18 protein-coding genes are annotated in these 21704 nt (G+C 71.2%); 6 read left to right on the top strand and 12 right to left on the bottom strand.

All coding sequences use genetic code 11. From position 1 onward, the window contains the following. Window positions 1-86: 86 nt before the first annotated feature. The gene (locus P3T39_RS20335; protein WP_348534365.1) at window positions 87-971 is read right to left on the bottom strand and encodes a class I SAM-dependent methyltransferase; all 885 of its coding nucleotides are present in this window, start codon (window positions 969-971) and stop codon (window positions 87-89) included. 471 nt (window positions 972-1442) lie between these two features. Here P3T39_RS20335 and rpsA point away from each other — a divergent pair, with 471 nt between their 5' ends. Beyond that, the gene (gene rpsA / locus P3T39_RS20330) at window positions 1443-2933 is read left to right on the top strand and encodes a 30S ribosomal protein S1 (protein ID WP_280699773.1); all 1491 of its coding nucleotides are present in this window, start codon (window positions 1443-1445) and stop codon (window positions 2931-2933) included. A gap of 238 nt (window positions 2934-3171) precedes the next feature. Next, the gene (locus tag P3T39_RS20325) at window positions 3172-5475 is read left to right on the top strand and encodes an MMPL family transporter (RefSeq protein WP_280699770.1); all 2304 of its coding nucleotides are present in this window, start codon (window positions 3172-3174) and stop codon (window positions 5473-5475) included. Here P3T39_RS20325 and P3T39_RS20320 read toward each other — a convergent pair. Continuing rightward, window positions 5465-5629 (bottom strand): hypothetical protein, encoded by a 165-nt coding sequence (locus tag P3T39_RS20320; RefSeq protein WP_280699767.1) that lies wholly within the window; start codon window positions 5627-5629, stop codon window positions 5465-5467. The genes P3T39_RS20325 and P3T39_RS20320 overlap by 11 nt on opposite strands. A 167-nt stretch (window positions 5630-5796) precedes the next feature. Beyond that, window positions 5797-6246, bottom strand: a complete 450-nt coding sequence (locus P3T39_RS20315) for a MarR family transcriptional regulator (RefSeq protein ID WP_280699765.1) — start codon at window positions 6244-6246, stop codon at window positions 5797-5799. A gap of 62 nt (window positions 6247-6308) precedes the next feature. Here P3T39_RS20315 and P3T39_RS20310 point away from each other — a divergent pair, with 62 nt between their 5' ends. Beyond that, a complete protein-coding gene (locus P3T39_RS20310; protein WP_280699763.1) occupies window positions 6309-6950 on the top strand; it encodes an MBL fold metallo-hydrolase in 642 nt (213 codons plus the stop codon). Between the two features lie 48 nt (window positions 6951-6998). Here the strand turns inward: P3T39_RS20310 and P3T39_RS20305 are convergent, their stop codons facing one another. The 3 genes from P3T39_RS20305 to P3T39_RS20295 form a co-directional block, all read right to left on the bottom strand. Further along, on the bottom strand, window positions 6999-7478 hold the full coding sequence (locus P3T39_RS20305; protein WP_280699761.1) for a zinc ribbon domain-containing protein: 480 nt from the start codon (window positions 7476-7478) through the stop codon (window positions 6999-7001). Between the two features lie 62 nt (window positions 7479-7540). Beyond that, window positions 7541-9709 (bottom strand): transglycosylase domain-containing protein, encoded by a 2169-nt coding sequence (locus P3T39_RS20300; RefSeq protein ID WP_280699759.1) that lies wholly within the window; start codon window positions 9707-9709, stop codon window positions 7541-7543. 100 nt (window positions 9710-9809) lie between these two features. Beyond that, window positions 9810-10685 (bottom strand): alkaline phosphatase family protein, encoded by an 876-nt coding sequence (locus tag P3T39_RS20295; RefSeq protein ID WP_348534364.1) that lies wholly within the window; start codon window positions 10683-10685, stop codon window positions 9810-9812. A 257-nt stretch (window positions 10686-10942) separates the two neighbouring features. Between P3T39_RS20295 and coaE the strand changes: the two genes are divergently transcribed. Further along, a complete protein-coding gene (gene coaE, locus P3T39_RS20290; protein WP_280699757.1) occupies window positions 10943-11542 on the top strand; it encodes a dephospho-CoA kinase in 600 nt (199 codons plus the stop codon). 83 nt (window positions 11543-11625) lie between these two features. On the opposite strand, the gene P3T39_RS20285 is transcribed toward coaE, so the two are convergent. The 3 genes from P3T39_RS20285 to soxR all read right to left on the bottom strand — a co-directional run bounded on the left by P3T39_RS20285 (window position 11626) and on the right by soxR (window position 13506). Next, entirely contained in the window at window positions 11626-12024 is a 399-nt protein-coding gene (locus tag P3T39_RS20285; RefSeq protein ID WP_280699755.1) for a VOC family protein, read from the bottom strand. A gap of 78 nt (window positions 12025-12102) precedes the next feature. Then, the gene (locus P3T39_RS20280; RefSeq protein ID WP_280699753.1) at window positions 12103-12954 is read right to left on the bottom strand and encodes an SAM-dependent methyltransferase; all 852 of its coding nucleotides are present in this window, start codon (window positions 12952-12954) and stop codon (window positions 12103-12105) included. A 63-nt stretch (window positions 12955-13017) separates the two neighbouring features. Then, complete coding sequence (gene soxR / locus P3T39_RS20275; protein WP_280699751.1) at window positions 13018-13506, bottom strand: redox-sensitive transcriptional activator SoxR; 489 nt, start codon at window positions 13504-13506, stop codon at window positions 13018-13020. Between the two features lie 174 nt (window positions 13507-13680). On the opposite strand from soxR, the gene P3T39_RS20270 reads away from it, so the two are divergent. Together P3T39_RS20270 and P3T39_RS20265 are read left to right on the top strand one after the other, a co-directional pair. After that, window positions 13681-14331 (top strand): transketolase, encoded by a 651-nt coding sequence (locus P3T39_RS20270; protein WP_280700005.1) that lies wholly within the window; start codon window positions 13681-13683, stop codon window positions 14329-14331. 27 nt (window positions 14332-14358) lie between these two features. Beyond that, on the top strand, window positions 14359-15252 hold the full coding sequence (locus P3T39_RS20265) for a transketolase C-terminal domain-containing protein (RefSeq protein ID WP_280699750.1): 894 nt from the start codon (window positions 14359-14361) through the stop codon (window positions 15250-15252). A 9-nt stretch (window positions 15253-15261) separates the two neighbouring features. Here the strand turns inward: P3T39_RS20265 and treZ are convergent, their stop codons facing one another. The 3 genes from treZ to glgX all read right to left on the bottom strand — a co-directional run bounded on the left by treZ (window position 15262) and on the right by glgX (window position 21691). Continuing rightward, a complete protein-coding gene (treZ, locus tag P3T39_RS20260) occupies window positions 15262-17046 on the bottom strand; it encodes a malto-oligosyltrehalose trehalohydrolase (protein WP_280699748.1) in 1785 nt (594 codons plus the stop codon). 36 nt (window positions 17047-17082) lie between these two features. Beyond that, window positions 17083-19494: a malto-oligosyltrehalose synthase gene (gene treY / locus P3T39_RS20255; protein WP_280699746.1), complete on the bottom strand. Its 2412-nt coding sequence runs from the start codon at window positions 19492-19494 to the stop codon at window positions 17083-17085. Between the two features lie 76 nt (window positions 19495-19570). Then, window positions 19571-21691: a glycogen debranching protein GlgX gene (glgX, locus tag P3T39_RS20250; protein ID WP_280699744.1), complete on the bottom strand. Its 2121-nt coding sequence runs from the start codon at window positions 21689-21691 to the stop codon at window positions 19571-19573. Window positions 21692-21704: the final 13 nt, after the last annotated feature.

Raw genomic sequence — 21704 nt, 5'->3', positions numbered from 1 at the left:
CAGTGCGGCACCGTTGCCTTCCGTTTCGCGCAGTTCCCCGCGCCCCTGAAAACCAACCCTTCGCGCCCCACGGGAAGCCGCGCTGGTCAGTCCCGTTCGGTGACGAAGATCGCCGTTCCGGGGAAGAGGCGGCCGCGGAGGGGGCTCCAGCCGCCCCACTCCTGCTCGTGTCCTTCCGGCCACTCGGGCTCGACCAGGTCCAGCAGTCTGAAGCCTGCGGCGGTCAGTTCGCGGATCCGGTCGCCGAGGGTGCGGTGGTGCTCGACGTAGGTGGCCCGGCCCTGCTCGTCCTGCTCGACGTAGGGCGTGCGGTCGAAGTACGAGGCGGTGGCGGTCAGGCCCTCTTCGCCGGGTTCGTCGGGGAAGGCCCAGCGGATCGGGTGGGTCACCGAGAACACCCAGCGCGCGCCGGGCCGCAGCACCCGGTGCACCTCCCGCATCAGCGCCGCGGTGTCCGCGCTGAACGGCACCGCCCCGTACGCCGAGCAGGCCAGGTCGAAGGCGCCGTCGGCGAAGGGGAGGACGGCCGCGTCGGCCTGCACCACGGCGACCGGATCGGCCCCGCGCTCCAGGTCGATCCTCCGGGAGTGCTGGAGCTGCCGGTAGGAGATGTCGAGGGCGACCGGCTGCGCGCCCTGGGCGGCGAGCCAGCGGGAGCACTGGGCCGCGCCCGCGCCGAGCTCCAGCACCTTGAGGCCGCCGAGCGAGCCGGGGGAGCCGAGCAGGTGGGCGTCCGCCTCGTCCAGTCCCTCCGGGCACCAGGTGAAGCGGGCGTCGCCGAGGAAGGCGCCGTGCTCGTCCTGGTACTCGTCCGCGTTGCGGTCCCACCAGTGGCGGCTGGCCCGGCTGCTCTCGGCCGGTGCGGCCTCGCGGCGGAGGGCCTCGCTGTCGTCGTCCTCGGACGCGGAGTCCGGGAGGGCGAGGAGGGCCTGGAGGTCGGTCGGGTCGGGAAGGTCGGGGGTGGTGGCCAAAGTGTGAAACCCGTCGCGTAGGGTGGTGGCTGCGGAAGCGCTACTGCCGTGAGTCGGCCCGGTCGAACGGGTCGGATCGGGCGGTGGCATCCGGGGACCGGACGGGCCCTCCTGCGGCTGCCGTCCCGCGCTGGTGATCACTACAAGGTACTACGGTGATCATGGGCGCAGGGTGCGCAGACGGAGGATATGGCCCGATCCGTCCCGGCCTCTACCGTCTCGCCGTCTTCGGCGTTGACCGTGCCCGGCTGTCCCCGTATGCTACAAGTTGCGCTGCGGGCCTGCGCGCCTCGGACGGAGCAGGTCGCGCTCGCATCTGTCGAAGACCCCACGGTCGCAAGACGGACATCACCTGAAGAGTTTTCGGGCGGTGGGCCGTGCTCTTGGCTGTCCGGCTTTCGGTGGGAGCGATACGGGCCCTCCGCGTGGCATTACCTACGACTTCATGTCCGTACCGGAGCCCTTTTCCTAATGACGAGCCCCACCGACACCTCTGTCAGCACCACCCCGCAGGTTGCGGTCAACGACATCGGCGACGCGGAAGCTTTCCTCGCGGCGATCGACGAGACCATCAAGTACTTCAACGATGGCGACATCGTCGAGGGCGTGATCGTGAAGGTCGACCGTGACGAGGTTCTCCTCGACATCGGTTACAAGACCGAGGGTGTCATCCCCTCCCGCGAGCTCTCGATCAAGCACGACGTTGACCCGCACGAGGTCGTCTCCGTCGGTGACAACATTGAGGCCCTTGTTCTCCAGAAGGAGGACAAGGAGGGTCGTCTCATCCTGTCCAAGAAGCGCGCTCAGTACGAGCGTGCCTGGGGCACGATCGAGAAGATCAAGGAAGAGGACGGCATCGTCACCGGTACCGTCATCGAGGTCGTCAAGGGTGGTCTCATCCTCGACATCGGCCTCCGTGGCTTCCTCCCGGCCTCGCTGGTCGAGATGCGCCGCGTCCGCGACCTCCAGCCCTACGTGGGCAAGGAGCTCGAGGCCAAGATCATCGAGCTGGACAAGAACCGCAACAACGTGGTCCTGTCCCGCCGTGCCTGGCTGGAGCAGACCCAGAGCGAGGTCCGTCAGACCTTCCTCACCACCCTGCAGAAGGGCCAGGTGCGCTCCGGCGTCGTCTCCTCGATCGTCAACTTCGGTGCCTTCGTGGACCTGGGTGGCGTCGACGGCCTGGTTCACGTCTCCGAGCTGTCCTGGAAGCACATCGACCACCCGTCCGAGGTTGTCGAGGTCGGCCAGGAGGTCACCGTCGAGGTTCTCGACGTTGACATGGACCGCGAGCGCGTCTCCCTGTCGCTGAAGGCGACCCAGGAGGACCCGTGGCAGCAGTTCGCCCGTACCCACCAGATCGGCCAGGTCGTTCCGGGTAAGGTCACCAAGCTGGTTCCGTTCGGTGCGTTCGTCCGCGTGGACGAGGGCATCGAGGGTCTGGTCCACATCTCCGAGCTGGCCGAGCGCCACGTCGAGATCCCGGAGCAGGTCGTCCAGGTCGGCGACGAGATCTTCGTCAAGGTCATCGACATCGACCTCGAGCGTCGTCGCATCAGCCTCTCGCTGAAGCAGGCCAACGAGTCCTTCGGTGCCGACCCGGCCTCGGTCGAGTTCGACCCGACCCTGTACGGCATGGCTGCCTCGTACGACGACCAGGGCAACTACATCTACCCGGAGGGCTTCGACCCCGAGGCGAACGACTGGCTGCCCGGCTACGAGAAGCAGCGTGAGGAGTGGGAGCGCCAGTACGCCGAGGCGCAGTCCCGCTTCGAGCAGCACCAGGCCCAGGTCATCAAGAGCCGCGAGGCGGACGCCGAGGCTGCTGCGGAGGCCGGCGAGGCCGTCGCCGCCGCTGCCGGTGGCTCGTACTCCTCCTCCAGCGACGAGGGCTCCGGCGCGCTTGCCTCGGACGAGGCGCTCGCCGCTCTGCGCGAGAAGCTGGCCGGCGGCCAGAGCTGAGCTCACGCTCGGCGCTGACCGGCGCTGGTAACTGACAGACCCCCCATCCGGGCTCCGGATGGGGGGTCTGTCGTTTGCGAGGCCGTGTCCGAGGCGAAACGCCGAGGCGAAACATGGTGCGCGGCGAGGCCCTGCCTGGGAAGGCGCAGCCGTGTGAGATGAAGCTCATCATCCGCCTATAGGACGTTTTGGCCCTTCCGTCTAGCTTTGAGGGAACTGCCTGAAAGGCCCCTCGTATATGCGCCACTCGCCCGCAGTAGCCGATGAACGTCCCGCAGACGGGGCCGCTACCGGTCCCGCCGCGCCCGCCGCAGCCAGGGTCGACGGGCGGCTTGCGGCGCTCGGCCGGTTCTGCCATCGGCACCGGCGCTGGGTGCTCGGCTTCTGGGTGCTGGTCCTGGCTCTCGGGGTGCTGATCGGCGGACGGGTCTTCGAGGGAACGGTGGCCGGCACCTCGGCGGGCGGCTCGGAGTCGGACCGGGGCACGACCGTCGTCTCCGCCGCCGATTCCGCCAGGGGCACCGTCACGGCCGTGGTGGACGGCGCTCCCGTGACCGACCCCGCCGTACGCGGCGCGGTCACCGCCGCCACCGAGCGCATCGCCCGACTGCCCGGGGTGGCCTCGGCGGCGGACACCTACGGCTCCGGTGCCGCGCTCACCGCCACCGACGGCCGCGCGAGCCTGATCACCGTACGGATGGCGGACGGTTCCACCGACGCACAGCTCAAGGCCGTCACCCAGCAGCTGGGCGCTGTGCGCGCGGACGGCGTGCACACCACGGTCGGCGGCGATCTGGTGCTCCAGCGGGAGGTCAAGGACCAGACCGCCAGTGACACCCGTTTCGGCGAGATGGTCACCCTGCCGCTGACCCTGATCGTCATGGTCCTGGTCTTCGGCGGACTGGCGGCGGCCGGGCTGCCGGTGATCGGTGCTGTCGCCTCGGTAGGCGGGGCGCTGCTGGCCATGTTCGGGTTCAGCCAGGTCATGGACATCGACACCAGCGTGCTGCCGATCGCCACCGTGCTGGGTCTGGGCCTGTCGATCGACTACGCGCTGCTGATGGTCAACCGTTTCCGTGAGGAGCGCGGCAAGGGCGCGGTGATCGCGCACGCCGTCGAGCGCACCGCTGCCAGCGCAGGCCGTACGGTCGCCTTCTCCGGGCTGACGGTCGCCGTCGCGCTGTCCGGACTCTTCGTCTTCACCAGCCCGGTCTTCCGCGCCGTCGCGGCTGCGGGAGTCAGCGTGGTGGTGATCTCCGTGGCCGCCGCGCTGACGCTCGTCCCCGCGCTGCTCGGTTTCGTCGGCCACCGGGTCAAAGCACCCACCGCACCCGTTCCGGACGAGGGCTTCTTCAGCCGTACGGTGCGCCGGGTGCACCGGCGGGCGGTGCCCGTGGTGCTGATCTGTACCGTACTGCTGCTGGCCGCCGGGGCGCCCTTCCTGAGCTCGCAGTGGCGCAACTCGGGAGCGGCGGTGCTGCCGAGCTCCTCCGCCGGGCGGCAGGTCGAGGAGACCATCCGGCAGCGCTTCCCGCAGCTGGCGCCAGCCCCGGTCACGGTGGTGGTCGAGGCGGACCGGGGCACCGCGCAGGCGTACGCGGAGGACACCGTGGCCAAACTGCCCGGGGTCAGCGGGGTCCGGGCGGTCGAACCGGTCACCGACCGGGTGAGCACCGTCGAGGTCCTGGTGCACGGCGACCCGCAGGGTGCCGGGGCGAAGAGCGTGGTCGAGGAACTGCGGGCCCACCGGGAGGGGCTGACCACCTACGTCACCGGGGACGCCGCCTCGGTGGTCGACTTCCAGCACGAGATCGCCACCCGGGGGCCCTGGGCACTCGGTCTGGTGGCGGCCGGGACTCTGCTGCTGCTCTTCCTGATGACCGGCTCGGTGGTGATGCCGGTCAAGGCGCTGCTGATGAACGTGCTCTCACTCGGCGCCTCGCTCGGTGCGCTGACGCTGGTCTTCCAGCACGGGTATCTCAGCGGGCTGCTCGGATTCAGCCCGACGGGTGGTCTGGAGACCTTCATACCGGTCCTGGTCTTCGCCTTCGCCTTCGGCCTTTCGATGGACTACGAGGTCTTCCTGCTCGCCCGGATCAAGGAACTCCGGGACCAGGGCCACAGCTGCTCCCGCTCGGTGGAGCTCGGACTCCAGCGCAGCGGCCGGATCATCACCTCGGCGGCCCTGTTGATGGTGATCGTCTTCGCCGGGTTCGCGGCCGGGCAGATGCTCATGGTGAAGGAGATGGGCATTGCGCTGGCGGTGGCCGTGGCGGTCGATGCCACGCTGGTCAGATGCCTGCTGGTACCGGCCGCGATGACGCTGTTCGGCGAGTTCAACTGGTGGGCCCCGGCCCCGCTGCGGCGGCTGCACCGGCGGATCGGGCTCAAGGAGCACATGGTGCTGCCGTCGGTTCCGGCCGCCGACCCGGTGGACGAGGCGGTGCAGGGTGCCGTGGTGGCGGGCGCTGCCGTGCAGGGCGCTGCGGTGCCGGGCCAACGGGTGGATCAGGAGCCGGAGCCCGCCGGGGTCAGCGGCTGACGCAGGAGTTGCCGAAGCCCGGGGCGAGTCCGCCGACGGCGTCCAGCGCGTTGCAGGCGGAGGCGCTGCCCGCCGAGGCGAACATCAGACCGCACAGCGCGGCGGCGGCGAGCAGGACGTTCCGGGCGGTCAGGGCCTTGCGGGCAGTGCTCACGACTGGCTTCCCCTCGGGACGGTACGGATCGCCCTGCTCAACGCGGCCGGCACCCGGAAGGCATGGCGACTCGCCCGCGCGGTGGTAGCGCGGCCCCTCGCCGGGGGCGCGGGGACCGGTGCCGCGGGCTTGCGTGGTTGGCCGGCGTGCGCGGGGCCGCCCGGCGGTCAGGCCAGTCTGTGGAGCAGTGCGACGCTCTCCTGGAGCAGGCGCTGCTCGTCCGGGGTCAGCCGCTCGACGAGCGCGGCCGCGATCCGGCCCTCGCGGCGGGCCCGCTGGGCGTAGAGGGCGGTTGTGCCCGCCTCGGTGGCGGCGAGCAGCACCTTGCGTCCGTCGGTGGCGTGCCGCCGCTGTTCGATCAGACCGGTCTCGGTGAGCAGTGCGACGGTACGGGCCATGGACTGGTGGCGTACGCGTTGCAGTTCCGCCAACTCGCTGGTGGTGCGAGGCCCTTCGCGGACCAGCAGGCCGAGGACGGCGGCCTGGTTCTGCGGCAGCTCGTCGTCCGCCCGGAGCCGGCGGACCAGGGTGCCGATGGCCAGGCGCAGCTCGGCGGCAAGTTCCAGGGGGTCGACCGGGGGCAGGTCTGCGGGGTTCGCGGGGTCCAGGGGCTCCATGGGATCAGCCTACCCGGTGTCTGTACAGCAGAACTGTACAGCTCTGCTGTACACTTTCGGCTATGCGACTCACCAAGTTCGGACATGCCTGCGTACGTATCGAGCACGAGGGTGCCACCGTCGTCATCGACCCCGGGGTGTTCACCGAGCCGGAGGCCGTCGAGGGCGCGGACGCCGTGCTGATCACCCACGAGCACTTCGACCACTTCGTGGAGGACCGGCTGCGCGCCGCCGCCGAGGCCAATCCCGGCCTGCGGATCTGGGCCAACCGCTCGGTGGCCGGCCAGCTGGCGGGGCTCGGCACCCGGGTCACGGCGGTGGGGGAGGGCGATGCGTTCGAGATCGCCGGGCTCGGGGTGAGCGTGCACGGCGAGTGGCACGCCGTGATCCACCCCGAGATCCCGCTGGTGCACAACATCGGTTTCCTGCTGGACGGCCGGGTCTTCCACCCCGGCGACGCCCTCACCGTGCCGCCGCGGCAGGTGGAGACGCTGCTGATGCCGATCGCGGGTCCCTGGGCCAAGGTCTCCGAGCTGATCGACTACATCCGCGAGGTCGGGCCCCGTCAGGCGCTGGCCGTACACGAGGCGGTGCTCAGCGAGGCAGGCCAGATGGTGCACGGGCGCCTGCTGGGCGAGGGCGGGCCGGGTACGGGCGCGGAGTTCCGCCGGCTCGCGGCCGGCGAGCAGCTCGATCTCGCCTGAGGCACTGTCCAGGGCCCCGCGCCCCTGGACAGTGCCTGGAAGGCCGGGTCAGCGCCGGGTGCCGCAGCCCGGACGGAAGGCTGCGGCGTCCGGCAGCGGGCTGTTGCAGGAGGTGCACCGCACCTGGGCGGCCAGCCGGTGGCCGCAGCCGGGGCAGAACGGGGTGCCGTGGGTCTCGGCCTGGCACTGCGGGCAGACCAGTTGGCGTGGTGTGGTGACGTCGTAGGACCGGCCGGCCTGCCGGCCCTGCGCGTAATCCTGCTCGGAGGCCATGCCGTTGAGGCCGCGCCGTTGGGCGGCCACCGCCTCGGCGGCGGTGTCGGGGGCGCAGTTGTGGCACAGGCCCTGCTCCGGGCTCCAGCAGCGCGCGCAGACGTAACTGGTGCATCGCGCACAGCGGTTGAAGCGCCGCTGGGCATTGCCGATCGCCCGCTGGAAGGCGCTGTCGCGCGCGCTGCCCCAGTTCGCCCCGGCCAGTCCGTCGGCGGCGACGATCCTCCCGACCGCCGGGGCAAGTGCGGGACTCACCCAAGTCATGCTGCACCTCGGCGACTCCAGCTTGGCTGTCGCTGAGGTCTGGGCCGGTCCTACTACCCCTGTCCCTGCGGTTGCGCGGGGTCCGTGGGAGTGCTCGTGTCGGTGGGACTCGTGGTGTCGGTGGGGCCGGGCGTGTTGGTCGGGCCGGAGGTGTTGCCGGGGTCGGGGCCCGGCTGGGGCAGCTGGACCTGGGTGAAGCTGCCGGCCGGGACACCGGCGAGGGCGTCGTTCATGGCGTCGCGCCAGATCGGGCCCGCCACCGTGCCACCGAAGGCGTTCTCGATGACGTCGCCGCCCATCTGCTGACCCTCCAGCGGCTTGGGGCTGACGGTGTCGCCGACCACGGTCGCACCGGCCATCTCGGGGGTGTAGCCGACGAACCAGACCTGCTTGCCGTCGTTGGTGGTGCCGGTCTTGCCCGCGTTCTCCCGGTCCGTCAGACCGGCCTGGGTGCCGGTACCGTCCTGGACCACGCCCTTGAGCATGGCGGTGACGTAGTCGGCGGTGGTGGCCGACATGGCCTGGCTGCAGGTGGACTGCGGCACGGCGAGGCTCCTGCCGTCCGGCCCGGTGACCGAGGTGATCGCGCTCGGCGAGCAGTACATGCCGTGCGCGGCGAACGCAGCGTACGCCTCGGACATCTCGAGCGGCGTCAGGTCGTTGGTGCCGAGCGTCATCGACGGGACCACGCCGAGCTTCTCACCGCCGGCCTGCTGGGTGATACCGAGCTTGTTGGCCATCTGGGCGACGTTGCACAGGCCGGTCTCGGCCTCCAGGCTGGCGAAGTAGGTGTTGACCGACTTGGCCATCGCCTGCGGCATCGTGAAGGTCCCGGCCAGGCTGGTGGCGTCGTTGTGCACCTCGCCGCCCTCCGGGTACCGTCCGCCCGAGCAGTCCGTCATCGCGGGCCACGGCATGCTGTAGCCGGTGGTGTAGGACCGGCTCGGCGGGATGCTGTCCTCCAGCGCGGCCGCTGCGACGATCGGCTTGAAGGTCGAGCCGGTCGGGAAACCGAGACCACCGCCCATGTTCTTGGGAACGTTCAGGTTGATCTGGGTCTGGTTGGTGTCCAGACCGTAAGGGCGGCTCTGGCCCATGGCGAGGATCCTGCCGGTGCCGGGCTGGACGACGGTCATCACGGCGGCCGGCTTGTCGGAGGCGTACGTGTGCTGGCTGACCGCGTTCTGCACCGCCTTCTGGGCCGTCGGGTCGAGCGTGGTGCGGATCTGCAGGCCGCCGCGGTTCCACAGGGCCTGGCGGTCGGTGGGAGTCTTCCCGAACGCCGGGTCGGAGAGCATCTCGCGGTGCACGTAGTCGCAGAAGAAGCCCTCGCCCAACTGCGCGGTGATGCAACCCTGGTGGGGCCGGGTGATGGTCAGGTCGAGCTGGCTGGCGATGGCGTCCTGGGCCTGCTTCTCGGTGATGTGGCCCAGCTCGGCCATCTTGCGCAGCACGGTGTCGCGGCGCTGCTTGGCCTGGGTCGGGTGGGCGATCGGATCGTCACCGGAGGGCGACTGGACCAGACCGGCCAGCAGCGCGGCCTGTGGCAGGGTCAAGTCCTTGGCGTGCGCGCTGAAGTAGCGCTCGGAGGCGGCCTCGATGCCGTACGCCCGCTCACCGAAGAAGGTGATGTTCAGGTAGTTGGTGAGGATCTGGTCCTTGCTGAGCGTCTCCTCGACCCTGATCGCGTACTTGAGTTCCTTGATCTTGCGGTCGAGGGTCGCCCGTTGGGCCTCCAGCACCTTCGCCTGGTCGTCCCCCGCCTCGTCGACGAAGACGTTCTTCACGTACTGCTGAGTGAGGGTGGAGCCGCCCTGCGCGGTGCCCCCGGCGTTGGCGTTGGTGCTCAACGCGCGCAGGACGCCCTTGAGGTCGATCGCGCCGTGCTGGTAGAAGCGGTTGTCCTCGATGTCGACCAGCGCGGTCTTCACCATCGGCGTTATCTGGTCGCTCGGTACGACGGTGCGGTCCCGGTCGTAGACGGTCGCGATCGTTCCGCCGGCGGCGTCGTAGATCGTGGACGCCTGGGAGAGCGGCGGGGTCTTGAAGTCGTCCGGCAGACTGTCGAAGTTCTGTACGGCAGACTGTGCGCCCAGGCCGGCGGCGCCGACCGCAGGGAGGACCAGCCCTGCGGCCAGGACACCGCCGACCACGCAAGCGCCGATGAAGGTGGCGCTGAGGCGTATGTTCTTGCGGAGCCCATTCGACTGTCTACGTGCCATGGGCCGACCATACGTCCGGCCCGGTAAAGGCAGTACCCGATTTTCGGCACACCTTCGTCACAGGTTCGTGACAGGGAGTCAGATGAGTGAAAGCTGAGTGTCAGCTGACCGGAACGGGCGCTGTGGCCTGGGTGAACGGGCGGCCGTCCAGGGTCCAGTGCGGGTCGGGGACGATCTCCAGTGCGGCGTAGACGTGTGCGGCGACATCGGTGTGGTGCAGGGGTGCGACCGGTGCGCCGGGGGTGATGCCGGGGCCGCTGGCGGCGATCCAGGCGGTGCGTTCCAGCTCGCTCCGGCCACCGTGGCCGCCCTGGTCGACATGCCCGTGGTCGGTCACCACGATGACCGTCCACTCCTCGTCCGGCTGATCCGCGACTGCCGCCAGCAGTCGGCCGAGGCGGGCGTCCGCGGTCTCGATCGAGCGGCGGTACTCCTCGCCGCAGCCCAGGAAGTGCGCGGTCTCGTCCACCGCGCCGAGGTAGACGAAGGATGCCTGCGGCCGGTCCTCGCCGCCCAGGACGTGCACCGCCTCGGCGGTCACCCGCTCGTCGCACACCTCCCACGCCGCAGGTGTGTCCTCCAGCGGCGCGATGTAGGACAGGCGGCTCGGCGCCGCGAACAGCGGGCCGCCGCTGCGGGCCAGGAACAGCGGCTCCCAGCCGCCGACGGCGAAGGTCCGTCGGCGGTGCACGGCGGCGAGCCTGGTGGTGAAGTCCGGGAAGACGTCCAGCCGGTTGCCGCCGAGGTGGTTGCCGAGCACGCCGTGCTTGCCCACGCCGACCCCGGTGGCGATGGTCGCCCAGCACGGACCCGACATGGTCGGGGTGGCCTCGTCCACCTGGACGGGGGCGAGGAAGCCCGCGGCGGCGACCGAGTCCAGGTGCGGGGTGTGCAGCTCGGGCAGCAGGTCGAGGCGGACGCCGTCGATGCCGACGACCAGGACACGGCGGGAGCCGGCGGGCCAGAGGCTGGACAAGGGTGCTCCAAGGGGGTTCGAGGGAGGGGCGTGGGCCTGCCGGGCACCCTAGCCGGGTCGAACGGCGTTCGGTGGCGGCCCGATTGCGCCTTTCCCGGGAATTCCGGGGCGCCGCTTCGCACTGTTCGCCGGTCGGGCGCGCGATGTTCACCCGCCGTTGGGGTCTGCGGGCCCTCTTGCCCGGTCCGGGCAGCCTCGGGGAATGACGGACCAGGGGCGTCAGGACGGCCCGCGCGGGTCGGCGGTAGCCTGGCGGCATGCTGAGGATCGGACTGACGGGCGGGATCGGCGCGGGCAAGAGCGAGGTCTCACGGCAACTCGCCGAACTGGGCGCGGTGATCGTGGACTCCGACCTGATCGCCCGTGAGGTGGTGGCACCCGGCACCGAGGGACTGCGCGCCGTGGCGGCCGAGTTCGGCCCGGAGATCCTCCGGCCGGACGGCTCGCTCGACCGCGCCGCCCTGGGGGCGGTGGTCTTCGCCGACCCCGCCCGGCTGGCGGCGCTCAACGCCATCGTCCACCCGCTGGTCCGGGCCCGCTCCGCCGAGCTGGAGTCCGCAGCCGGGCCCGGGGACATCGTCGTGCACGATGTGCCGCTGCTCGCCGAGAACGGCCTGGCGCCGCTGTACGAGCTGGTGATCGTGGTGGACGTCGACGACGAGGTCCGGCTGGAGCGGCTGGTCCGGCTGCGCGGCATGTCCGAGGCGGAGGCCAAGGCCCGGATGGCTGCCCAGGCCACCCGTGAGGCCCGGCTCGCCGTCGCCGACCTGGTGATCGACAACAGCGGGCCGCTGTCCGAGCTGGCCCCCCGGGTGCGGGAGGTCTGGGCGCAGCTGAAGGAGCGCCAGCCCGGCTGAGTCGCCGTCGGGCCGGGTCCCCGAGCTGGAATCCGCCGCACGTACCGAGGCCCTGGTGCCCCGGTCCGGCTGACCCGCGCTCCCTACTGCCGGTCGGTCCCGGGCTGGATGAGGTCCCAGCGGTTGCCGTACAGGTCCTCGAAGACGGCGACCGAGCCGTACGCCTCGTGGCGGGGCTCCTCCAGGAACGTGACCCCGGCGGCGGTCATCCGGCGGTGGTCGGCCTCGAAGTCCTCGGTGTTCAGGAAGAGGCCGACCCGGCCGCCGGTCTGGTCGCCGATCCGGGCCCGCTGCTCGGGCTTGCCGGGGCGGGCGAGCAGCAGGCCGGTCTCGCGCGAGCCGCGCGGGGCGACGACCACCCAGCGCCCGCCGTCCCCGCGCGGGGTGTCCTCGCGCAGCTCGAAGCCGACGGCGTCGACGTAGAAGGCGATCGCCTCGTCGTAGTCGCGTACCAGCAGGGTGGTGAGTCCGATGTGTGCCATGCCGACATGCTGCCAGAGCGGCGCCTGGGGCACTGTCCGGCCGATCCCGGGGTGCGGGGAGTTCGGCCCGGCGGGGGCCTACGGCTTGCGCGCGACCCCGACCCAGATCCCGGTGGTGGCATCCGTCTCCCGGGGCTCCTGGTCAGGGTGCCACAGTGGGGCGGTGACCAGGCCGGGCTCCATGAGCTCCAGGCCGTCGAAGAAGCGCAGGACCTGCTCCCTGCTGCGCGTGGTCAGTTGGGCGCTCGCGTTGCGGTAGATGGCCGCGCCCTTGCCCTGGTCGGCGGCCGGGGTGAAGTCCGAAGTGCCGTGCGAGAGTGCGAGGTAGCTGCCGGAGGGCAGGGCGTCGAGCAGCTGCCGGACGATGCCGTACGGGTTGTCGGCATCGTCGATGAAGTGCAGGATCGCGAAGAGCAGCAGGGCCACCGGCTGCCCGAGGTCGAGCACCTTGTGCAGCTCGGGGTTGTCCAGGATGGCGTCGGGCTCGCGCAGGTCGGCGTGGACGACGGTGGCGCGGCCGTGGCCGGCGCCCGCGAGCAGGGCGCGGCCGTGCACCAGCGCGATCGGGTCGTTGTCCAGGTAGGCGACCCGGGCGTCGGGGTGCACCTGCTGGGCGATCTCATGGGTGTTGCCCACCGTCGGGATGCCGGTGCCGATGTCCAGGAACTGCTTCACCCCCTGCTGGGCGAGGTGCCGGACGGCTCGCTGCAGGAAAGCCCGGTTGGCGAGCGCGCTGATCCGGACCATCGGGCTGAGTGCCATGACCCGCTCGGCGGCCTCCCGGTCGGCGGGGAAGTTGTCCTTCCCGCCGAGGTAGTAGTCGTACATCCGGGCCGGATGGGGTATCTCGGGACGCAGGTCGGCGGGCGGGCGCAGCTCGTCCCCGTCGGGCGACATCCAGTCCAGCGAGATGCTCTGATGATCGGTCATGGCGTCGTTCCCCCGTGCCTCTTGGTGCCTTCGCGCGTAGCCTTCGCACGCAGCATAGATGCCTCATCCGGTGGACGGGTGCGGTTCGGGGCCGCTGGACGGGTCGCGGGTGAGCAGATAGCGGGCGCCGGGTCCGGCGGCGGCGGCGCGGTCCTCGGCGTTGTAGAGGGCGCAGCGCGAGAGCGAGAGGCAGCCGCAGCCGATGCAGCCGGTCAACTTGACCTTCAGTCGCTCCAGTTCGTCGATCTGCCGGTCGATCCTGGACTGCCAGGACTGGGCGACTCCGCTCCACTCGGCGGTGCTGGGTGCGCGGTCCTCGGGCAGTCGGTCGAGCGCGGTGCGGGCCTCCTCCAGTGAGAGCCCGACCCGCTGGGCGGCCCGGACGAAGGCGACCCGGCGCAGCGTGGCGCGGGCGTAGCGGCGCTGGTTGCCGGAGGTCCGCTCGGCATGGATCAGCCCGAGCTTCTCGTAGTAGCGCAGTGCGGAGGTGGCCAGACCGCTCCGTTCGGCGAGTTGGCCGATGGTCAGGAGATCGTTCCTGGAGAGTCCCATGGGGCGGAAGGCTATCGCGCTTGACTTGAAGTCGACTTCAACTTGCACGCTCTTCCCATGACCACCGCAGATACCGTTTCACGGCGCTCCGGCGCCCACCGTGCCGGACCGCAGGACACCGAGGGGCGGTCCGCCGAGCCGCTCCCGTACGGCTTCGGCGATCTCCCGGCCCTGATGGCCAGGATGACCGGCGACGAGAAGCACGGGCCCGCCGCGACCTCTACCCTGGACGCCCTCTGGGTGCTCTACGACCGGGTGCTCCGCCTCGCCCCGGAGACCGTCGGGCGCCAGGACCGGGACCGTTTCCTGCTCTCCAAGGGTCACGGCCCGATGGCCTACTACGCGGTGCTGGCCGCGAAGGGCTTCCTGGACCCGGACATCCTCGCCAGCTTCGGCTCCTACGACTCCCCGCTCGGTCACCACCCGGACCGGCTGCTCGTCCCGGGCGCGGAGATCTCCTCCGGCTCGCTCGGCCACGGCCTGCCGCTGGCGGTCGGCAGCGCGCTGGGCCTGCGCGCCCAGGGGCTGACCGATCCGGCGGTCTGGGTGCTGATCGGGGACGCCGAGTTCGACGAGGGCAGCAACCACGAGGCCGTCGCCTTCGCGGGCTCGTACGGTCTCGACCGCCTGCACGTCGTCGCCATCGACAACTCCTCGGCCACCCACGGTTGGCGCGGCGGGATCGCCTCCCGTTTCGAGGCCGAGGGCTGGTCCGCCGTCACCGTCGACGGGCGTGACCACCGGGCGCTGTACGAGGCGTACACCGCACCGCACCCGGGCCGCCCGCACGCGGTGGTCGCCCGTGTCGAGCCCAAGCACTCCTGAACCCCTTCCGTTAGAGAGATCCCACCGATGGAAACCATGCGCGAGCGCTTCGTCGACGTCACCACCGACCTGCTCGACCACGATCCCCGCCTCGCCCTGCTGCTGGCCGACATCAGCGCTGACCCCTTCGCCCCGGCCGCCCGCCGCCACCCGGACCGGGTGGTGAACGTGGGTATCCGCGAGCAGCTGCTGATCGGTGCCGCCGGCGGCATGGCGCTGGCCGGGATGCGCCCGATCGCCCACACCTTCGCCAGCTTCCTGGTCGAGCGCCCCTTCGAGCAGGTCAAACTGGACCTCGGCCACCAGGGCGTCGGCGCGGTCCTGGTGAGCGCGGCGGGCTCGTACGACTGGCCGGCCGGTGGACGTACCCATATGGCACCCGGCGATGTCGCACTGCTCGACACCCTGCCCGGGTGGACGGTCCATGTCCCGGGACACCCGGACGAGGCCGAGACCCTGCTGCGGCACGCGGCGGCGGACGGCGACAACCCGGTCTACGTCCGGCTCTCCAACCACCGCAACGCCACGGCTCGGCCCGTCGAGCCGGGGAGGTTCCTGCCGGTCCGCCGGGGCAGGAACGGTGTGGTGCTGGCCGTCGGGCCGATGCTGGACGCGGTGCTCGCCGCCACCGAGGGCCTGGACGTCACCGTGCTCTACGCCGCCACCGTCCGTCCCTTCGACGCGGCCGGACTGCGGGCCGCCCTCGGTGAGCGGGCCGACGTGGTCCTGGTCGAGCCCTACCTGGCGGGTACGTCGGCAGGACAGGTGAACGAGGCGCTGGCCGACCGGCCGCACCGCGTCCTCGGCCTGGGCGTCCCCCGGGAAGAGCACCGCCACTACGGCTCCGTCGACGAGCACCTGACCGCCTACGGCCTGGACGCCGCAGCGCTGCGTGAGCGCATCGCCGCCTTCCTCCGGTGACGGGTGCTGTCAGCCGACCCGTACCACCGCCACCGAGTCGGGCGCCAGGAAGAGCGAGTTCTCCGCGCTCCCGGGCCAGCAGTCGCCGAACAGCGCGAGCGTCCCCGCGTACGGGAGGTCCAGCGGCACCGAACGCGGGCTGACCCCACCGAGGTTGACCACCACCCGGTACGGCCCCCGGCTCACCACCAGCCAGCCCTCCTCCTCGTCGTACGCGACCCGGACGGCCGAAAGGTCAGGGTCGGTCAGCTCGGGGTGCGTTCGCCGCAGCCGGATCAACCGCCGGTACCAGTCCAGCAGTTCGAGGTGCGGGGTACGGCCGGGCTCGGTCCAGTCCAGGGTGGAGCCGAGCACCGTGGCAGGCGCCTGCGGATCGGGTACGACTCTTTCTGGCCCCCTCGCCTCCGGGGCCTCCGAGCCGGCGTCGTTCTCCGCCGCCCAGCCGAAATCGGTGAACTCCCGTTGCCTGCCCTGCCGGACGGCCTCGGCGAGTGCCGGATCGGTGTGGCTGGTGAAGTACTGCCAGGGTGTGGACGCGCCCCACTCCTCGCCCATGAAGAGCATCGGCGTGAACGGTGAGGTCAGCACCAGCGCCGCCCCGCAGGCGAGCCGCCCGGGGGAGAGGGCGGCGGAGATCCGGTCCCCGGTGGCCCGGTTGCCGACCTGGTCGTGGGTCTGCAGATATCCGAGGAGCCGGTGCCCGTAGGCCTTCGGGAAGGGGCGGCCGTGGCTGCGGCCACGGAAGGACGACCAGCTGCCGTCGTGGAAGTAGCCGCCGGTCAGGGTCTTGGCGAGAGCGGCGGCCGGGCGCCGGGCGAAGTCGGCGTAGTAGCCCTGGCTCTCGCCGGTGAGCAGGGCGTGCAGCGCGTGGTGGAAGTCGTCGCTCCACTGCGCGGCCAGGCCGAAGCCGCCGGACTGGCGCGGGTCGGTGATGCGCGGGTCGTTCAGGTCGGACTCGGCGACCAGGAACAGCGGCCGCCCGGTGGCCTCGGCCAAGTCCCCCACCGCACCGGACAGTTCCTCCAGGAAGTGCAGCGCCCGTCCGTCGATCAGCGCGTGCACCGCGTCCAGCCGCAGGCCGTCGATCCGGTAGTCCCGCAGCCAGGCGAGTGCGCTGCCGATCAGGTAGTCCCGTACCTCGTCCGAACCCGGGGCGTCCAGATTGACCGCCGCCCCCCACGGGGTGTGGTGCCGCTCGGTGAAGTACGGGCCGAAGGCGGGCAGGTAGTTGCCCGACGGGCCGAGGTGGTTGTGCACCACGTCCAGGATGACGCCCAGCCCCTTGCGGTGGGCGGTGTCCACGAAGCGCTTCAACCCGTCAGGGCCGCCGTAGGGTTCGTGCACCGCCCACGGCGACACCCCGTCGTACCCCCAGCCGTGCCGGCCGGGGAACGGGCAGACGGGCATCAACTCCACGAAGTCCACCCCGAGTTCGACCAGGTGGTCGAGCCGTTCGGCGGCCGCCTCGAACGTCCCCGAGGGGGTGAAGGTGCCCACATTCAGCTCGTACACCACGCAGCCGGGCAGTGCCCGCCCGTACCAGGGGACGTCCGACCAGCGGAAGGCGGCATGGTCCACCGGACGGCTCGGTCCGTCGGGCCCGTACGGCTGGCGCGGCGAACGGGGGTCGGGCAGCACGGGACCGCCGTCCAGCCGGAAGCCGTAGTCGCCGAACGGCGCCTCGGCCTGCCACCAGCCGAGCCGCTCGGCGACGCGCTCCATCGGGTACGGGACATCGTCGATCTCGACCTCCACCAGGGTGGCCTCGGGTGCCCAGACTCGGTACGTGCTCATCCGATACCGCTCCTTTCAGAGCTCGGACACGGCTGCTCAGAATCGGGTGAGCAGCGCGACCGGATGGTGCTCGAACAGCTCGGCCACCGGCACCGCACCGCCCGTGATGCGGTGCTGCGTCAGCTCGTCCGTCCACCGCCCTTCGGGCAGCTCCAGCACGGTGTCGCGCCAGCCCCCGTGCCGCTGGAGCCCGTACGGCAGCCGGGTCACGGCGGTGACCACCTCGGGCCCGCGCTCGAAGGCCAGCAGATGGACGGCGGCCTGGCCCTCGGCGGCGAGCGGGCGGTACGGGCCGAGCGGACGGCTGCGCCGCAGGTGCAGTGCCGTGGTGGTCAGATGCAGCTTCTCCCGGGCGAGATCGCGAGGCCGGTCGGTCGGTGAGTCGGTCAGGCGCACCGCCAGCGCGGAGAGGTCCACCGGCGCCCGGTTGTCCGGGTCGACCAGGGTGTACAGCGGCTCCTCGCTGCCCTGGTACACATCGGGCACACCCGGCATGGTCAGGTGCAGCAGTGCCGCCGCCAGGGTGTTGCTGCGCGCGTACGGCGAGATCAGCTCGACGAAACCGGCGATCCTCGGGCACAGGCCCGGGTTGGCGAGGGCGCCGCGAGCATAGTCGCTCAGCGCCTGCTCGAACCGTGCGTCGGGGGCTGTCCAGGAGGTGCGCACCTTGGCCTCGCGGGCCGACTTCAGCAGCACCGCCACCAGGCGGTCGGCGGACAGCGGCCAGGCGGCGACCAGGGTCTGCCAGAGCAGCCAGGCGGTACTGCGGTCCGGACAGGGGCCGCCCGCCTCCGTCCAGGCGACACACTCGTCCACCCAGTGCTCGGGCAGCTCGGCCAGCACCGCCAGCCGCGCGCGGGCGTCGGCGCTGCGCTTGGTGTCATGGGTGGACAGCACCGTCATGGAGTACGGCCAGTCCTGCTCCAACTGCCTGCACCAGCGGTGGAATTCGACGGGTGTGACGCCGGGGAGACCGGGCTCGCCGCCGACCTCGTTCAGGCTGAGCAGTGCGTTCCAGCGGTAGAAGGCGGTGTCCTCCACTCCCTTGGCGGCCACGGCGGAGGCGGTCTGGGCGAGGCGGGTGCAGAACTCGTCCTTCGCCGCGCTGCGCCCCAGCCGCCCCAGTGCGAGGTCGCGGATCAGCGCGGCGGTCGGAGCGGCCCCGGGCAGCGCGGCCGGACCCGCAAGCCCCGACCAGTTGTCGGGCAGTGCCGCCTCGACCTCCGCAACGGCCTGCGCGGGGGCGCTCTCGCCCGGCCGCACGTAGGGCCGGTAGACCGGATAGGCCGTCAGCAGCCGGCGCAGCGCCTCCCGGATCGTCCGCGGCGCGTGGTCGGCCAGGGGCGGTTCGGCGGCGCAGATCCGCTGGACGAGTCGGACCAGCCGGTCCAGTTCGGTGGCCAGTTCCCCGTCGGGAGCGGTGAGTTCGAAGCGCCCCTGCGCGGCGACGGCTGCTTCCGGCGGGCTGTCGACGTCCCGGCGGTAGGCGGCGATCAGGCGCATGGCGCCCGCGTGGTCGGTGAGGACGCCGTCGATCCGGCGCAGCGCGTCGTAGCCGGTGGTGCCCGCGCACGGCCAGTCGGCGGGCAGCTGCTCCCGGCCGGTGAGGATCTTCTCCACCACGGTGTAGGCGCCGCCGGTGGCCTCCGAGAGCCGGGTGAGGTAGCCGCGCGGGTCGGCCAGTCCGTCGGGGTGGTCGATCCGGAAGCCGTCCAGGACGCCTTCGGCGTGCAGCCGCAGCAGGGTGCGGTGGGTGGCCTCGAAGACCTCGGGTACCTCGACCCGGACGGCGATCAGCTCGTTGACGGTGAAGAACCGCCGGTAGTTCAGCTCGCTGCTGGCCAGCCGCCACCAGGCCAGCCGGTACCACTGGCGCTCCAGCAGTTGCGGCAGCGGCAGGTGCGCGGTACCGGGCCGCAGCGGCAGTACGTGCTCGTGGTAGCGCAGTACGTCCTCGTCGATCACGAACCGGTCCAGTACGGCGCCCAGCCTCTCGCCCAGCAGCGGCAGCAGCAGGCGGCCGCGCTCGGGGGCGTCGGCGGGCCCCGACTGCGCCGTCCAGTCGATGTCGAACCAGTGCGCGTAGGGGGATTCGGGGCCGTCCCGCAGTACCTGCCAGAGCGGCTGGTTGAGCTGCTCGGGAACCGGCAGGGCCATGTGGTTGGGCACCACGTCGGCGATCAGGCGCAGCCGGTGCCGGTGCGCCTCGGCGGCCAGCGAGCGCAGTGCGCGCTCGCCGCCGAGCTGCTCGCTGACGCGGCCGTGATCGACGGTGTCGTACCCGTGGGTGGAGCCGGGGACGGCTTCGAGCAGCGGCGAGAGGTGCAGATGGGAGACGCCGAGCGCGGCGAGGTAGGCCACCGCGCGTTCGGCGTCGTGCAGGGTGAATCCCGGCTGGAGCTGGAGCCGGTAACTGGCCGTCGGACGGGGTGCGGCGGCGGATGTCATGGGGTGATGCCTACCCGGGCTCCGGGGCCGCTAAGGCCGCCTTGGTACGAATGGGCCAGCGGGCCCCGAACGGCGTTCACGCGGGCCGTTGCAGGACCAGCAGGGCCCGGTCGGTGAGCCAGACGCTGTCGCCCGCCTTGACCCGGGGGCCCGACCCCGGCGCGGGCAGGACGGGCAGCGTGGTGTCCACCACGACCTGCCAGGCTTCGCCGTGGTCGGCGGGCACGGTGAACTCCAGTGGTTCGAAGTGGGCGTTGAACATCAGCAGGAAGGAGTCGTCGACGATCTTGCCGCCGCGCCGGTCCGGCTCGGAGATGGCGTAGCCGTTCAGGAAGACCGTCAGTGACTTGACGTGGCTGGTGGACCAGTCCCGTCCGGTCATCTCCTCCCCGGCGGGGGTGAACCAGGCGATGTCGGTGAGGTCGTCGTGCGTGCCCGAGACCGGCCGGCCGTGGAAGAAACGGCGGCGCCGGAAGACCGGGTGGTCGCGCCGCAGCCAGATCATGCCCTGGGTGAACTCCAGCAGCCGCGCCCCGGGCCCGTCGCCGTCCTCGGGCCAGTGCACCCAGGTGAGTTCGTTGTCCTGGCAGTACGCGTTGTTGTTGCCGCCCTGGGTGCGGCCGAGTTCGTCGCCGTGGGCCAGCAGCGGGACGCCCTGGGAGAGCATCAGGGTGGCGATGAAGTTGCGCTTCTGGCGTTCTCTCAGATCGAGGACGGCCCGGTTGTCCGTCTCGCCCTCCGTTCCGCAGTTCCAGGAGCGGTTGAAGGATTCGCCGTCCCGGTTCTCCTCGTGGTTGGCCTCGTTGTGCTTCTCGTTGTAGGAGACGAGGTCGCGCAGGGTGAAACCGTCGTGGCAGGTGACGAAGTTGATGGAGGCGATGGGGCGGCGGCCGTCGTCCTGGTAGAGGTCGGAGGATCCGGTCAGCCGGGAGGCGAACTCGGCCAGTGTGGCCGTCTCGCCGCGCCACAGGTCGCGGACGGTGTCACGGTACATGCCGTTCCACTCCGTCCACAGCGGTGGGAAGTTGCCGACCTGGTAGCCGCCCTCGCCGAGGTCCCAGGGCTCGGCGATCAGCTTGGCCTGGGAGACGACCGGGTCCTGCTGGACGAGGTCGAAGAAGGAGGACAGCCGGTCCACCTCGTGGAACTGCCGTGCCAGGGTGGCTGCCAGGTCGAAGCGGAAGCCGTCCACATGCATCTCGGTGACCCAGTAGCGCAGCGAGTCCATGATCATCTGAAGGACGTGCGGGCTGCGCATCAGCAGGCTGTTGCCGGTGCCCGTGGTGTCCTCGTAGAAGCGGCGGTCCTTGGCGAGGCGGTAGTAGGAGGCGTTGTCCAGGCCACGGAAGGAGAGGGTGGGGCCCAGGTGACTGCCCTCGGCGGTGTGGTTGTAGACGACGTCCAGGATCACCTCGATCCCGGCCGCGTGCAGGGCCTTGACCATCGACTTGAACTCCTGGACCTGCTGGCCCCGGTCGCCGCCGGAGGAGTAGGAGGAGTGCGGGGCGAAGTAGCCGATGGTGTTGTAGCCCCAGTAGTTGGACAGCCCCAGGTCCCGGAGCCGGTGGTCGCGGACGAACTGGTGCACCGGCATCAGCTCGATCGCCGTCACCCCCAGTTTGGCCAGGTGCTCGATCACCGCCGGGTGGGCCAGCCCCGCGTAGGTGCCCCGGATCTCCTCGGGGATGCCCGGGTGGAGCCTGGTCAGCCCCTTCACATGGGCCTCGTAGAGCACCGTGCGGTGGTAGTCGGTGCGCGGCGGCCGGTCGGTGCCCCAGTCGAAGTACGGGTTGATCACCACCGAGTGCATGGTGTGCGGGGCGGAGTCCAGGTCGTTGCGGCGCTCGGGGGCGCCGAAGTGGTAGCCGTAGACCGACTCGTCCCAGTCGATATGGCCGCTCATCGCTTTGGCGTACGGGTCCAGCAGCAGTTTGGCGCTGTTGTGCCGCTGGCCGAGCCCCGGGTTGTGCGGGCCGTGGACCCGGAAGCCGTAGCGCTGGCCGGGCTCGACGCCCGGGAGGTAGGCGTGCCGGACGAAGGCGTCCGTCTCGCGCAGCTCGACGGCGGTCTCCGAGCCGTCCTCGCCGAGCAGGCAGAGTTCGATCCGGTCGGCGCTCTCGGAGAACACCGCGAAGTTGGTGCCGGCCCCGTCGTACGTGGCGCCGAGCGGGTACGGCTGCCCTGGCCAGACCTGCATATGCCTCAACTCA

Origin of the sequence: Kitasatospora sp. GP82 (assembly GCF_029892105.1) — a bacterium.
Classification (GTDB): domain Bacteria; phylum Actinomycetota; class Actinomycetes; order Streptomycetales; family Streptomycetaceae; genus Kitasatospora.
This window is presented reverse-complemented; position numbering and strand designations above follow the sequence as displayed.